Here is a 12,431-nt window from a genome sequence, read left to right on the forward strand (position 1 = left end):
GTTCGCCCCTCCGAAGCAAGCCGCAGGGCCGGCAGCGATCGAAGTTCATACCGTGGGATAGGCCGCTGGGTTGACCACTGCCGCGACTATGCGGTGCTCTTGGGCTGGCCAAGGCTGCTTTGGAGCGTTCCCATGAAACTTCGCAACAAGCGCGCGCTGGTGACCGGCGGCTCGGACGGCATCGGCCTGGCGATCGCCGAGGCATTCCTGCGCGAGGGCGCCGATATGCTGATCGTCGGCCGCGACGCCGGCAAGCTCGAAGCCGCGCGCCAGAAGCTGACAGCTACCGGCCCTGTCGGCACGGTCGAGACATTGTCGGCCGATCTTGCCGCCAGCCCCGGTATCGACGCCGTCGTCGACCATGTGAAAGCGGCCGGCCAGCGGCTCGATATCCTCGTGAACAATGCCGGTGTCGCCTACCTCGTGCCGTTCGAGACCGTCAGCGAGACACAGTTCCAGCACTCCTTCGCGCTCAATGTGACGGCGGCGTTCTTCCTCACCCAGGGTCTATTGCAGCATTTCGGCGCCGGCGCATCCGTCATCAACATCTCCTCCTATTTCGCCAACAAGATGATCCCGAAGCGGCCATCCAGCCTCTACTCGCTGTCCAAGGGCGCGCTGAATTCGCTGACCAAATCGCTTGCCTTCGAACTCGGCCCGCGCGGCATCCGGGTCAACGCCATCGCGCCCGGCACGTCGACACCGCCATGCGGCGCAAGACCGTCGACAACCTGCCGGCCGAGGCACAGGCGGAGCTGAAGGCCTATGTCGAACGCAGCTATCCGCTGGGCCGCATCGGCCGCCCGGACGATCTGGCTGGCATCGCGGTCTATCTCGCAAGTGACGATGCCGCGTGGACGAGCGGCGGTATCTTCGCGATCGACGGCGGATATACTGCGGGGTGAGCGCCAGTTGTCACCCTGCCTGAGATGGACATGCGCGGCGTTGTTGCCCCGGACCGGAGAGATCCGATCGTCAGCCAAACGGCTGCTTCAGCTGACGAGCGCAGATCCTATCGACAAGAATAAATACTGGTCTTTGTTTATATGCTCCATTCCTCATCGATTAACCATCCAGATGGGCGGCTCGTCATATCCCTTATTTCACCAGAATATCTTTAGTAACTTTTTACATACGCAATGAATATTTCCCCCACATGCCGATGGGGGATGTACATGAATCTTTTGTTTGGATTTTCCGGGCGCATCGGGCGTGGGCAATGGTGGTTGGCCCAGTTCGTGGTGCTGGCCCTGTTGGTGGTGACCGTCGCCGCCCTTGTCCATGTCGCAGGCTTACCGGCTGGACAAAGGCTCAGGGCGCTCCATTCAGACAGCCTAAGTGTCAGCCTGGCGCTAATCATCGGCTCCGTCCTTTCGCTCTGGATCAATTTCGCCGCAACGATCAAGCGGTACCATGATCTGGACAAGTCGGGCGTATGGTCCCTGCTGTTGTTGCTCCCCTATATCGGCGGACTATGGGTGCTCGTCGAATGCGGCTTTTTCTCCGGTTCAGGCGGCAACAACGACTATGGTCCGCCATCCGGCACGGATGATTCCAGAAGCGAGCTCAGCACCCACATCTCGCGTATGAAGGCGGATCACTCTGTTCAGCAGCAATCGCGATCCACCAGGGTGGACCAGCAAGCCAGCAGGATCGATCCCGCACCTCCGGCGTCGCAAACAAGGCGTCCCACAGGTCCAACCGGATTTGGCCGCCGCGGCCTCTAGGTCGGGAAAGACAGTTCCGCGAACATGGGGGCGCCTGCATACAAGGGTAATCCCACGGGACCATCTTCAACCGATTTGCATCCTCACCGTCCGCAATCTCCGCTTGATGCGTTTTGTGCAACGCGATACGCCGTTGCCCAAATCGACAGACCGGAGACTTGCCGTGAGCACGCCAAAGACCAGAACCGAAACCGACACGTTCGGTCCCATCGAGGTCGCCGCCGACCGCTATTGGGGCGCGCAGGCGCAGCGTTCCCTTGGTAATTTCAAGATCGGCTGGGAAAAGCAGCCGGTTTCGGTCGTGCGGGCGCTCGGTATCGTCAAGCGGGCGGCGGCGGAAGCCAATATGGAGCTGAAGCGGCTCGATCCCGCGATCGGCAAGGCGATCATCGCGGCCGCGCAGGAGGTTATCGACGGCAAGCTCAACGACCATTTCCCGCTGGTGGTCTGGCAGACCGGCTCGGGCACGCAGTCCAACATGAATGCCAATGAGGTGATCTCCAACCGGGCGATCGAAATGCTGGGCGGCGTCATGGGCTCGAAGAAGCCGGTACACCCCAACGACCACGTCAATATGAGCCAGTCGTCGAACGACACCTACCCGACGGCGATGCACATCGCCTGCGCCGAGCGCATCGTGCACGACCTGTTGCCGGCGCTGAAGCACCTGCACAAGGCACTGGCCGCCAAGAGCAGGGAATTCAACCACATCATCAAGATCGGCCGCACCCACACGCAGGATGCCACGCCGCTGACACTTGGCCAGGAATTCTCGGGCTATGCGGCGCAGGTCGCCTCGTCGATCAAGCGCATCGAGTTGACGCTGCCCGGCCTGCAGGAGCTGGCGCAGGGCGGAACCGCCGTCGGCACCGGGCTCAACGCGCCGATCGGCTTTGCCGAGCGGGTGGCCGACCGCATCGCCGCCATTACCGGCATCGCCTTCGTCACCGCGCCCAACAAGTTCGAGGCGCTCGCGGCGCACGATTCCATGGTGTTCTCGCACGGCGCCATCAATGCCGCTGCCGCAGCCCTGTTCAAGGTCGCCAACGACATCCGCTTCCTCGGCTCGGGTCCGCGTTCGGGCCTCGGTGAATTGTCGCTGCCGGAAAACGAACCCGGCTCGTCGATCATGCCGGGCAAGGTCAACCCGACGCAGTGCGAAGCGTTGACCCAGGTCTGCGTGCAGGTGTTCGGCAACAATGCCGCCGTCACCTTCGCCGGCAGCCAGGGCCATTTCGAGCTCAACGTCTACAATCCGCTGATGGCCTACAATTTCCTGCAGTCGGTGCAGTTGCTCGCCGACGCTTCGGTCTCCTTCACCGACAATTGCGTCGTCGGCATCGAGGCTCGCGAAGACAACATCAAGGCGGCCCTCGACCGCTCGCTGATGCTGGTGACGGCGCTGGCGCCAACCATCGGCTACGACAACGCCGCCAAGATCGCCAAGACCGCGCACAAGAAGGGCACGACGCTGCGCGAGGAAACGCTGGCCACCGGCCTGGTCAGCGAGGCCGACTATGACCGGTTGGTGCGGCCCGAGGACATGACCCATCCGGGGTGAGGTTTTCGGCGGGAAAATTTACCCCCGTCACCGCGTCATCCGACACGAATTTCGCGCACGTCGCGCGATCACGGAAACGTATGACCTGTGAACAATGTGTCGCCACATAGGCGGCTTTGGTGAACAGTCGGCATCGTCTATCTGAGTGGTCATTCAACCCATTCGGAGAGCCACCATGTCCACCAACACTTCCGCCGCCGGCGCCGGCACAGCGTCCAATAGTTCTGTCACGATCCTGCTCGGCCGCATCCTGCTCGCGGTCATTTTCCTGCTTTCCGGCTTCGGCAAGCTGACTGCCATTTCCGGAACCGCTGGCTATTTCGGCGCCCTCGGGCTGCCTTTGCCAACCGTAACGGCCGTCGTCGTCGGCCTTATCGAACTGCTCGGCGGGCTCGCGATCCTCGTCGGCTTCCAGACCAGGATCGCCGCCTGGGTGCTCGCGATCTTCACGGTCGCCACCGGCCTTGTCGCCCACACCGGCTGGGCCGACCAGATGCAGATGATCCAGTTTCTCAAGAACCTCGCCATCACCGGCGGCTTCGTGCTGCTGGCTTCGTCGGGCGCCGGCGCCTACTCTATCGACGCCAAGCGCGGCTGAGCTTCCTTGTTCTGACGCAATTTCCGAGGGAAAGCGCCACGCGCTTTCCCTCGAATTGCTCCGAGCCTTCCCTCCCAAGCCTTTAAAATGGAAGCGGCGCGGAATTTTCCGCGCCGCTTTTTCGTTGTCTGGAATAGGCGGCTCTCCGGTTTCAGCCGCAGCCTCGCAGGCGTAGACTGCCTGGCCGCCGGCTGCGCCCGATCGTGCGGCGACGGCGACAAGGGAGATGGCCATGGCCCGCAACGCATTGCTCCTGGTTTCGCGGCTGCTGCTTGCCGTGCTGTTCGTACCGTCCGGCTTCCAGGCGCTCGCCAACATCGCCGGCACCACCAATTATTTCGCCGGCCTCGGCTTGCCGCTGCCCGCGCTTGCCGCCTGGGGCACGGGCCTGTTCGAGCTGATCGCCGGGCTGCTGATCCTCATCGGCTTCCAGACGCGGATCGTGGCGCTGCTGCTTGCCGCCTTCTGCATCGTGGCCGGCTTCATCGGTCATTACGGCCAGGGTGCCGGCGATGCGACGCTCGCCTTCCTGCACCAGCAGATGCTGATGAAGGACATTGCGATCGCAGGCGGTTTCCTGGCGCTGGCCATGGCCGGTGCGGGCGCCTGGTCGGCCGACGGCCGCGGCGCGGTTTGATATCGTCTTAGTCCCGAGCCAGGTCGACCCCCACTCCGTCTCGGCTTCGCCGAGCCACCTCTCCCCCGATCGACGGGGTAGAGGAAGGCGCGAGCCTATTTCCGCCAACGCCTTTTCCAACGAGGCTCCCTTCCTTTCCCTCCGGAGGGGGGAAAGGTGGTGGCGCTGCGAAGCAGCGACGGAGTGGGGGAAGCCGGTCATCAAACGCGAAACCGCTTGCAAGTGGCGCGATTGGGTTGATCTGATATCCGCGTGCGCTCTGGTAGACTGTGTCTATTTCACCGACATGCTCGGGCCGCCCTCGACCGCCAGCACCAGCCGGCGGTTGGTTATCCTTGCCAGTTGCGCCAGCCGGCCCGCGGGCCGTTCGCCATAGAGATCGGCCAGCGAGGCCGGCAACACCAACGCCAGCACGCCGTTGGCGCGCTGCTCCCATTTCAGCCTGGGCATGATGCCGGGCATCGAGGCCGTCAGCAGATAGACGACGCGCATCATCGCCGCCAGAACCCGGGCACGTTCCAGATAGCGCGGCGTCGCCAGCGCCTTGATTTCGGGCGCGATGGATTCGTTGAAGATGCCATCGTGGCGATAAGCGTTGGCCAAGGCCAGGAAGGCACGGCCGGGATGGTCGACGCCGAAGAAGGAGGCGTGCGCGATGATGTTGAGCGACTGCCTGCCGCGATATTCCGGATGGGCGCGCCAGCCGATATCGGCCAGCAAAGCGGCGGCGTGACGGTAGCGCGCCTCGTCCTCGGTCTCATCGATGCCGAAGGCGGCAAAGGATTTTGCCGTCCAGTCGACCAGTTCATGCGAATGGGTGAGCGAGCGCGAGCGTAGCCGGGCGAGTTCCTCGGATGCCGAAATCAACGGATCGGCCTTCTGCTCGGCCTCGTCGAGCAGTGAATAGAGAAAGCCTTCGCGCACACCGAGTGCCGAGACGATGATCTTCGACGGCTGCATGGCCGCCATGATCTCCTGCAGGACGATAGAGCCGTAAGGCAGCAGCGAGCGGCGATTTTTCGATACGCCTTCAATGCCCTTGATCTTCTCGATCTCGGCTTTTGCCACCTGCTTGAGAAAGGCCGTCGCGCTCTCGGCGGATATCTCGTAATGGTGCATGACGCCAAGCGGGTAGTTGGTCATCTCCATGTGCAGCCGGGCGAGGTTTCGCCAGGTGCCGCCGACGGCGTAGAAGGGCCGGCCCTGCCCGCCCTTCAACAGCTTGGCCCGCGCCAGTTCGTCGCGCGCGATCTTCTGCGCCTGGGTGAGCGAGTTCTTGGCCATGTCCTGCAGGCGCAGGCCACCGAGCGGCAGCGTTATGCCATCGCCGATCGCCTCGCCATTGACGTCGACCAGTTCGAGGCTGCCGCCGCCGAGATCACCGGCGATTCCGTTGGCCGGGTGGAAGCCGGAAATGACGCCAAGCGCCGAATAATAGGCCTCCTGGCGTCCGCTGATGACACGGATTTCGGTCTTCAGCACCTCTTCGGCGCGGTGGATGAAATCGGGACCGTTGATCGCCTCGCGGGCGGCGGCGGTGGCCAAGACATACATATGCTCGGCGCCGGCCTGGTCGGAGAGCGCACGGAAGCGGCGGAACTCCTCCATCGAGCGCGTCACCGCCTCGGGATCGAGTTTGCCGGTCGAAACGATGCCGCGGCCAAGGCCGGCCAGCATCTTTTCGTTGAACAACATGGTCGGCGAACGCGCCAGCCCCTCATAGACGACAAGGCGGATCGAATTCGAACCGATGTCGATGATGGACAACGGTCGGCGGTCCTGCAGCCGGCCCTGGGAATCAGACAGCATCAGCCGGACGCTGCGGCGTTCTTCTTGCGGCGCTTGAACTGCGCGATGCGCTTGGGCGCGTGCGACTTCAGCGCGTCACCCCGTCCCGACAGGCTCGGATTGGTCATGAAATATTCCTGTGCGTTGAACGGTTCCTCGCCCTCCTCCAGCACGACGCGCCGGGAGGTTCCATCAGCCAATACGTCGAAACTTTGCTGATTGTCCATGATGTTGCCGAGCATGATCTGGCCAAGGACCTGTTCATGCACAGTTGGATTGGTGATCGGCACCATGGTCTCGACGCGGCGGTCGAGATTGCGCGGCATGAGATCGGCCGAGGAGATGTAGACGATCGCTTCGTCCGAGGGCAGGCCATGGCCATTGCCGAAGCAATAAATGCGGCTGTGCTCGAGGAACCGGCCGACGATCGACTTCACCCTGATGTTTTCCGACAGCCCTGGAACCTGAGGCCTGAGGCAACAGATACCGCGTACGACGAGGTCGATCTCGACGCCGGCGCGGCTGGCATCATAGAGCGCATCGATGATGATCGGGTCGACAAGCGCGTTCATCTTCATCCAGATGCGCGCCGGCTTTCCGTCCAGCGCGTGGGCGACTTCGGCGGAAATGTGCTTCAGGATGCGGCTTCTCAGCGTGAAGGGCGAGATCGCCAGCCGCATTTCATCGGTCGGCTCGGCGTAGCCGGTGATGAAATTGAACAGCTGGGCGACGTCGCGGGCGATCGTCGGATCGGTGGTGAAGAAGGACAGGTCGGTGTAGATGCGCGCGGTGACCGGATGGTAGTTGCCGGTGCCCAGATGCACGTAGTTGCGCAGCTTGCCGTCCTCGCGGCGCACAACCAGCGACATCTTGGCGTGGGTCTTGAGTTCGAGGAAACCGAACACGACCTGCACGCCGGCGCGCTCCAGATCGCGCGCCCAGCGGATGTTGGCTTCCTCGTCGAAACGGGCCTTGAGCTCGACAAGCGCGGTCACCGACTTACCGGCCTCGGCCGCATCGACCAGCGCGCGCACGATCGGGCTGTCGTTGGAGGTGCGGTAAAGCGTCTGCTTGATCGCCACCACCTCGGGGTCGGCCATGGCCTGACGCAGGAACTGCACCACGACGTCGAAGGATTCATAGGGGTGGTGGACGATGATGTCCTTCTCGCGGATGGCGGCAAAACAGTCGCCGCCATGCTCGCGGATGCGCTCGGGAAAGCGCGGATTGTAGGGCGTGAACTTCAGGTCGTCGCGGGCGACCGCCACGATCTCGGAGATCTGGCTGAGCGCCAACGGGCCGGTGAGCACGCTGATGCGGCTCGACGAGACGCCAAGCTCTCCGGCAACGAAGTCGCGCAATTCGCCGGGCATCAGCTTGTCGAATTCGATGCGGATCACCGAACCGCGACGGCGGCGCTTCAGCGCCGTCTCGAACAGGCGCACGAGGTCTTCCGATTCCTCCTCGACCTCGATGTCGCTGTCGCGGATGATGCGGAATGTGCCGGAACCCTTGACCTCATAGCCGGGGAACAGCTTGCCGATATAGAGGCCGACCGCCTCTTCCAGCGGGATGAAGCGGACATGGTGCTTGCGATCCGGAAGGCGGATGAAGCGCTTCAGCGCCACCGGCAGGCGCAAGAGCGCGCTCATCTCCTCGCCATTCTTGCGATGGCGAAGCTGCAGCGCCATCGAGAAACCGAGATTGGGAATGAACGGGAATGGATGCGCCGGGTCGATCGACAACGGCGTCAGCACCGGAAACACCTGGTCCTGGAAATGCTCTTCCAGCCAGGCCTTCTCATCCTTGGTCAGCGCATCCCGCGTAATGGTCTCGATGCCTTCCTTGTTGAGCAGCACGGTCAGCGCCGATAGGCTCTTCTGCTGGTCTTCCTGCAGCCGCTCGACCTCGCGCAGCAGCTGTTCGAGCTGCTGTTCGGGCGTGCGGCCGTCAGGGCTCTTCAAGACGATGCCCTCGCGCACCTGGCCGGCGAGGCCGGCGACACGGACCATGAAGAACTCGTCGAGATTGGCGGCCGAGATCGACAGGAAGCGGACGCGCTCCAGCAGCGGGTGATTGGTGTTCAGCGATTCCTCGAGCACGCGGCGATTGAACTGCAGCCAGGAAAACTCGCGATTGACGAAACGGTCTGGATTGCCGCCCTCCGGGCTTGCCGCCTCGACATTGATGAATTCGCTCTGCACCGGCTTCAGTTCGTTCATTGTTCCTGCTCTTCCCACCAGCTCGGCCGGTTAACCGGCTTAACTTATCCTCTGACAGGCTTTTGCGACAGTTTGATTTCATCGATCTTGCAAAGAGACCTGTTATGATCCAGATGCATGCGAGACTGCGTTAAGGAGACGACGATGGCAGGCGGTTCCATTCCCCATTTCCAGAACGATGCGGGCTTTCCGGCAATCGACATCGGTGTCAAGGAATTCATGTGCACGGGCGCCAACCCGCCTTTCGACCATCCGCATGTGTTTCTCGACATGGGCGACGACAATGAGAAGGTCTGCCCCTATTGCTCGACGCTCTACCGCTATTCGCCGAAGCTGAAGGCCACGGAAACGCTGCCGGCGGGCTGCCTTTACATCGACCAGGCCGCCTGATCCTTCCGCGACGGGCCTGATGGACGACAAGCGGCAAGTCGTCATCGCAGGAGCGGGCGTTGCCGGGCTGACCGCGGCGCTTGCCTTCGCCGAACGCGGCTATCCCGTGCAGGTGTTCGAACAGGCGCAGCGGCTGGAGGCCGTGGGAGCCGGCATTCAGCTTTCCCCCAACGCGACACGCATCCTGCGCCAACTCGGCGTGCTCGACCGGCTGCTGCCGGCCGCGGTGCGGCCTGAGGCCGTGGTGCTGAAGGACGCAAAGACGTTGCGCGAACTGGCGCGTGTCCCCCTCGGGCAAGCCGCCGAAGAACGCTGGGGCGCGCCTTATCTCGTCGCCCACAGAGCCGATCTGCAGAGCGCGCTGACCGCACACGTCGCCGAAAGCCCGAATATTCAGCTGGTCAAGGGTGCGCGCGTCAGCGGCTTTGCCACAGGCGACCATGGTGTGACGGCGACGCTGGAGACGGACGGGGAGACGGACGGCAAGATCGTCCAGTCGCAGGGCTTCCTTCTGGTCGGCGCCGACGGCGTGTGGTCGTCCGTGCGCGCGGTTGTCGATCGGGCTCGGGAGGGATCGTCAAGAAGCCGTTTTTCCGGCGAACTGGCCTGGCGCACGACCGTCGCCGCCGATAGCGACGCCGGACAAGCCTTTGCCGCGATTGGGGCGGCTGATTGTGTCACGACTTTTCTGCATCCGGGATTCCACATGGTCGCCTACCCCGTCAGCAAGGGCGATGCCTTCAACCTTGTCGCCTTCACCAAAGGCGAGCGCATTGCCGAGGATTGGTCGGGTCGTGCCGATCCCGTCATCCTCACCAATGCAATGAGCGGCACGGCGGCAGCCCTTGCAAGACTGGTCGAAATGGCCGGCCCGTGGCTGACCTGGCCGCTCCACACAGTCGACCAGAAGCAGCACTGGACGATACCAACCGGCATCGCCCTGATTGGCGACGCCGCGCATGCGATGACTCCATTCGCGGCGCAAGGGGCTGCCATGGCCATTGAAGATGCCGCAACGCTTGCCGGGGTAATTGCCGATTTCCCAGCTGATCCGAAGCAGGGCCTGGCGATTTGGGAAAATCTCAGGCGACCGCGTGTCGAGAAGGTGATCCGGCGCGGCGCGCTCAACCGGCTGGCCTGGCACGCCTGGGGCCCGGTGGCCTTGGCTCGCAACCTGGTGCTGGCGACGCGGCCGGCGGAAAAGCTCGCGGCGGATCTGGACTGGCTCTACGGCTGGGAGCAACCGAAGATTGTCAGGCGGTGACGTGTCATCACGTCATTCAGCCTTGACGTCGCAGTGAAATGTAGTTACATTTTTGTGGTTACAAGATATGGAAGAATTGCGATTTGAGTGGGATCTCGAAAAGGCCAGATCGAATCTGCGCAAACATGGTGTGAGCTTCGAAACCGCGGTTAGCATTTTCTCCGATCCCTTCGCGCTAACGGAGCAGGACAGAGTCGAAGACGGCGAATACCGTTGGCAGACGACCGGCGCGGTTGATGACATGCTTGTGTTGTTGATTGCCCATGTCGATCGGGAAGAAGACGGAATGGAGGTAATCCGCATCATTTCCGCGCGGCGAGCGACGACAAGGGAGAAGAAACGTTATGCGCAAAATCGTTCAATATAAATATGATCCGGCCAATCCACCTCCTCTGACAAAAGCACAGAAAGCGGAGATCGCGGCTTTGAAGGCGCGACCGGAGGATGATGTCGATACGAGCGACATTCCCGAATTGACCGAGGAGTTCTGGCAGAACGCTGTCCGAAATCCGTATTTCAAGCCGGTCAAGCAACAACTGACCCTTCGCCTCGATTCCGATCTCGTTGCCTGGTTCAAAAGGAGCGCACCAGATGGTCGCGGCTACCAAAGCGCAATCAACAGAGCGCTTCGAGAATATGTGTCCAAACAGGACCGCAAGACCGGCTGATCAGCCCGAATGATCTTCAATTGTACAGCCGCATCGACAGCCCCAGCGAAGCCGGCAGCGGGTTCCACCAGCCGGTGCGCAGGCCGGCGGTGCGCAACGCCGCCGCCGTCCAGGTGTTGCAGCCGACCAGTGCGTTGAAATGCCCGTTCGCCTCGTAGAAGCGGTCGAACCTGGAATAGGCCGCATTCTCGATGACGATTGGGCCGCCAGTCCCCTGCTGGAAGCTGGCTGCGATAAAATCGAGCAAATCCGCAAAACGGTCCTCGCCGATATCGAAACCGGCAATGTCGGGATGTGGCTCGGCGAGGGCACCGGCGACATCGACATGCATGACCGACGCGTCGATGGTCAGTGCTTTCATCACCGGAATGGCCTTCAGCTGCGACCAGGTCGGCGTTTCCAGATAGAAGGCGCGGCCACCCCAGCCAAAGACGATGTAGCGCACCTCGGGACTGTCGGCCGAGATGCCGGCCTCGACCAGGAAACGAAAGCGCTGGCGCACGGCATCGTCCACCGGAATGGCGATGTCGGTGTGGATCGGGTTCTTCAGCACCAATATGTGCCGGGTGCCCTCCCCCGCAGCGGCGGCCGGCCACAGCGGCCGCGGCACCAGCGTGCCGAGCGTCGCGGCGAGCGCGGCCGCTATCAACAGCAGAGCCAGAAAACGGCCGAGTTTTCTCATGAGGCGGCGACTCTGCGGCTCAGTCGCGTTCCAATGCAAGCGACCCGATCGCTCAAATGCAAGAAAGCCCGGCCGTGGTGCGGCCGGGCTCCTGAACTTGCGTCGGAGCGCTCAGTGCAGGATCTGCGACAGGAACAGTTTCGTGCGCTCGTGGCGCGGGTGGTCGAAGAACTCGGCCGGCGTGTTCTGCTCGACGATCTGGCCCTGGTCCATGAAGATCACCCGGTTGGCGACCTTGCGGGCAAAGCCCATTTCGTGGGTGACGCACAGCATGGTCATGCCTTCCTCGGCCAGGCCAACCATGGTCTCCAGCACTTCCTTGATCATTTCCGGATCGAGCGCCGAGGTCGGCTCGTCGAACAGCATGATGCGCGGGTTCATGCATAGCGAGCGCGCGATCGCCACGCGCTGCTGCTGGCCGCCGGACAGCTGGCCGGGATATTTGTTGGCCTGTTCCGGGATCTTCACGCGCTTGAGGAAGTGCATGGCGATTTCCTCGGCCTGCTTCTTCGGCGTCTTGCGCACCCAGATCGGCGCCAGCGTACAGTTCTCCAGGATGGTCAGATGCGGGAACAGGTTGAAGTGCTGGAACACCATGCCGACCTCGCGGCGCACCTCGTCGATCTTCTTCAGATCATTGGTTAGTTCCTTGCCGTCGACGATGATCTTGCCCTTCTGGTGCTCTTCCAGCCGGTTGATGCAGCGGATCATCGTCGATTTGCCGGAGCCGGACGGGCCGCAGATGACGATGCGCTCGCCGCGCATCACTTTCAAATTGATGTCCTTCAGGACATGGAACTCGCCATACCATTTGTGCATGGCGATGATGTCGATGGCGACATCGGTGGTGGAGATATGCATCTTGGCGGCGTTGACCTTGATCTCTTCCGCGCT

Annotated in this window: 14 protein-coding genes; 10 read left to right on the forward strand and 4 right to left on the reverse strand. The window is 62.4% G+C overall.

Annotation, left to right across the window (positions count from 1 at the left end; translation table 11 throughout):
• Positions 1 to 132 precede the first annotated feature (132 nt).
• From AC0NIH_RS25210 to AC0NIH_RS25235, 6 genes are all read left to right on the forward strand, one after another.
• Positions 133 to 759 (forward strand): SDR family NAD(P)-dependent oxidoreductase, encoded by a 627-nt coding sequence (locus tag AC0NIH_RS25210; protein ID WP_473462238.1) that lies wholly within the window; start codon positions 133 to 135, stop codon positions 757 to 759.
• On the forward strand, positions 708 to 905 hold the full coding sequence (locus tag AC0NIH_RS25215; protein WP_473462241.1) for an SDR family oxidoreductase: 198 nt from the start codon (positions 708 to 710) through the stop codon (positions 903 to 905). The genes AC0NIH_RS25210 and AC0NIH_RS25215 overlap by 52 nt, the downstream gene beginning before the upstream one ends.
• Before the next feature lie 270 nt (positions 906 to 1,175).
• Positions 1,176 to 1,727 carry a DUF805 domain-containing protein gene (locus tag AC0NIH_RS25220; protein WP_473462244.1) on the forward strand — a complete coding sequence of 184 codons (552 nt, stop codon included), beginning with the start codon at positions 1,176 to 1,178 and terminating at the stop codon, positions 1,725 to 1,727.
• A 163-nt stretch (positions 1,728 to 1,890) separates the two neighbouring features.
• Positions 1,891 to 3,288, forward strand: a complete 1,398-nt coding sequence (gene fumC, locus AC0NIH_RS25225) for a class II fumarate hydratase (RefSeq protein ID WP_473462246.1) — start codon at positions 1,891 to 1,893, stop codon at positions 3,286 to 3,288.
• A gap of 175 nt (positions 3,289 to 3,463) precedes the next feature.
• Positions 3,464 to 3,886 carry a DoxX family protein gene (locus tag AC0NIH_RS25230; protein WP_023776389.1) on the forward strand — a complete coding sequence of 141 codons (423 nt, stop codon included), beginning with the start codon at positions 3,464 to 3,466 and terminating at the stop codon, positions 3,884 to 3,886.
• A 232-nt stretch (positions 3,887 to 4,118) separates the two neighbouring features.
• The gene (locus AC0NIH_RS25235; protein WP_287388830.1) at positions 4,119 to 4,523 is read left to right on the forward strand and encodes a DoxX family protein; all 405 of its coding nucleotides are present in this window, start codon (positions 4,119 to 4,121) and stop codon (positions 4,521 to 4,523) included.
• Positions 4,524 to 4,796: 273 nt separating this feature from the next.
• Here AC0NIH_RS25235 and ppx read toward each other — a convergent pair whose 3' ends face one another.
• Positions 4,797 to 6,332 carry an exopolyphosphatase gene (gene ppx, locus AC0NIH_RS25240; RefSeq protein WP_013896201.1) on the reverse strand — a complete coding sequence of 512 codons (1,536 nt, stop codon included), beginning with the start codon at positions 6,330 to 6,332 and terminating at the stop codon, positions 4,797 to 4,799.
• Positions 6,332 to 8,533 (reverse strand): RNA degradosome polyphosphate kinase, encoded by a 2,202-nt coding sequence (locus AC0NIH_RS25245; protein ID WP_473462249.1) that lies wholly within the window; start codon positions 8,531 to 8,533, stop codon positions 6,332 to 6,334. Before AC0NIH_RS25245 ends, ppx begins: the two co-directional genes overlap by 1 nt.
• Before the next feature lie 144 nt (positions 8,534 to 8,677).
• On the opposite strand from AC0NIH_RS25245, the gene AC0NIH_RS25250 reads away from it, so the two are divergent.
• From AC0NIH_RS25250 to AC0NIH_RS25265, 4 genes are all read left to right on the forward strand, one after another.
• Positions 8,678 to 8,923 (forward strand): zinc-finger domain-containing protein, encoded by a 246-nt coding sequence (locus tag AC0NIH_RS25250; RefSeq protein ID WP_013896203.1) that lies wholly within the window; start codon positions 8,678 to 8,680, stop codon positions 8,921 to 8,923.
• A 19-nt stretch (positions 8,924 to 8,942) separates the two neighbouring features.
• Positions 8,943 to 10,187, forward strand: a complete 1,245-nt coding sequence (locus AC0NIH_RS25255) for an FAD-dependent monooxygenase (protein WP_473462252.1) — start codon at positions 8,943 to 8,945, stop codon at positions 10,185 to 10,187.
• Positions 10,188 to 10,254: 67 nt separating this feature from the next.
• The gene (locus AC0NIH_RS25260; protein ID WP_224685111.1) at positions 10,255 to 10,554 is read left to right on the forward strand and encodes a BrnT family toxin; all 300 of its coding nucleotides are present in this window, start codon (positions 10,255 to 10,257) and stop codon (positions 10,552 to 10,554) included.
• A complete protein-coding gene (locus AC0NIH_RS25265; protein WP_224685110.1) occupies positions 10,532 to 10,855 on the forward strand; it encodes a BrnA antitoxin family protein in 324 nt (107 codons plus the stop codon). Before AC0NIH_RS25260 ends, AC0NIH_RS25265 begins: the two co-directional genes overlap by 23 nt.
• Positions 10,856 to 10,871: 16 nt before the next feature.
• Here AC0NIH_RS25265 and AC0NIH_RS25270 read toward each other — a convergent pair whose 3' ends face one another.
• Positions 10,872 to 11,537, reverse strand: a complete 666-nt coding sequence (locus AC0NIH_RS25270) for a TIGR02117 family protein (protein ID WP_473462254.1) — start codon at positions 11,535 to 11,537, stop codon at positions 10,872 to 10,874.
• A 111-nt stretch (positions 11,538 to 11,648) separates the two neighbouring features.
• Positions 11,649 to 12,398, reverse strand: coding sequence for an amino acid ABC transporter ATP-binding protein (locus AC0NIH_RS25275; protein WP_031240865.1), 750 nt, complete (start codon positions 12,396 to 12,398; stop codon positions 11,649 to 11,651).
• Between the last annotated feature and the right edge of the window lie 33 nt (positions 12,399 to 12,431).

It is taken from the genome of Mesorhizobium sp. WSM1386, from assembly GCF_055901595.1.

What these genes read in the sequence shown, in the direction of transcription:
- AC0NIH_RS25210 (WP_473462238.1), top strand. Translation starts at nt 133, where the DNA reads ATGAAACTTCGCAACAAGCGCGCGCTGGTGACCGGCGGCTCGGACGGC.
- AC0NIH_RS25215 (WP_473462241.1), top strand. Translation starts at nt 708, where the DNA reads ATGCGGCGCAAGACCGTCGACAACCTGCCGGCCGAGGCACAGGCGGAG.
- AC0NIH_RS25220 (WP_473462244.1), top strand. Translation starts at nt 1,176, where the DNA reads ATGAATCTTTTGTTTGGATTTTCCGGGCGCATCGGGCGTGGGCAATGG.
- AC0NIH_RS25230 (WP_023776389.1), top strand. Translation starts at nt 3,464, where the DNA reads ATGTCCACCAACACTTCCGCCGCCGGCGCCGGCACAGCGTCCAATAGT.
- AC0NIH_RS25235 (WP_287388830.1), top strand. Translation starts at nt 4,119, where the DNA reads ATGGCCCGCAACGCATTGCTCCTGGTTTCGCGGCTGCTGCTTGCCGTG.
- ppx (WP_013896201.1), bottom strand. Translation starts at nt 6,332, where the DNA reads ATGCTGTCTGATTCCCAGGGCCGGCTGCAGGACCGCCGACCGTTGTCC.
- AC0NIH_RS25245 (WP_473462249.1), bottom strand. Translation starts at nt 8,533, where the DNA reads ATGAACGAACTGAAGCCGGTGCAGAGCGAATTCATCAATGTCGAGGCG.
- AC0NIH_RS25250 (WP_013896203.1), top strand. Translation starts at nt 8,678, where the DNA reads ATGGCAGGCGGTTCCATTCCCCATTTCCAGAACGATGCGGGCTTTCCG.
- AC0NIH_RS25255 (WP_473462252.1), top strand. Translation starts at nt 8,943, where the DNA reads ATGGACGACAAGCGGCAAGTCGTCATCGCAGGAGCGGGCGTTGCCGGG.
- AC0NIH_RS25260 (WP_224685111.1), top strand. Translation starts at nt 10,255, where the DNA reads ATGGAAGAATTGCGATTTGAGTGGGATCTCGAAAAGGCCAGATCGAAT.
- AC0NIH_RS25265 (WP_224685110.1), top strand. Translation starts at nt 10,532, where the DNA reads ATGCGCAAAATCGTTCAATATAAATATGATCCGGCCAATCCACCTCCT.
- AC0NIH_RS25270 (WP_473462254.1), bottom strand. Translation starts at nt 11,537, where the DNA reads ATGAGAAAACTCGGCCGTTTTCTGGCTCTGCTGTTGATAGCGGCCGCG.
- AC0NIH_RS25275 (WP_031240865.1), bottom strand. Translation starts at nt 12,398, where the DNA reads ATGCATATCTCCACCACCGATGTCGCCATCGACATCATCGCCATGCAC.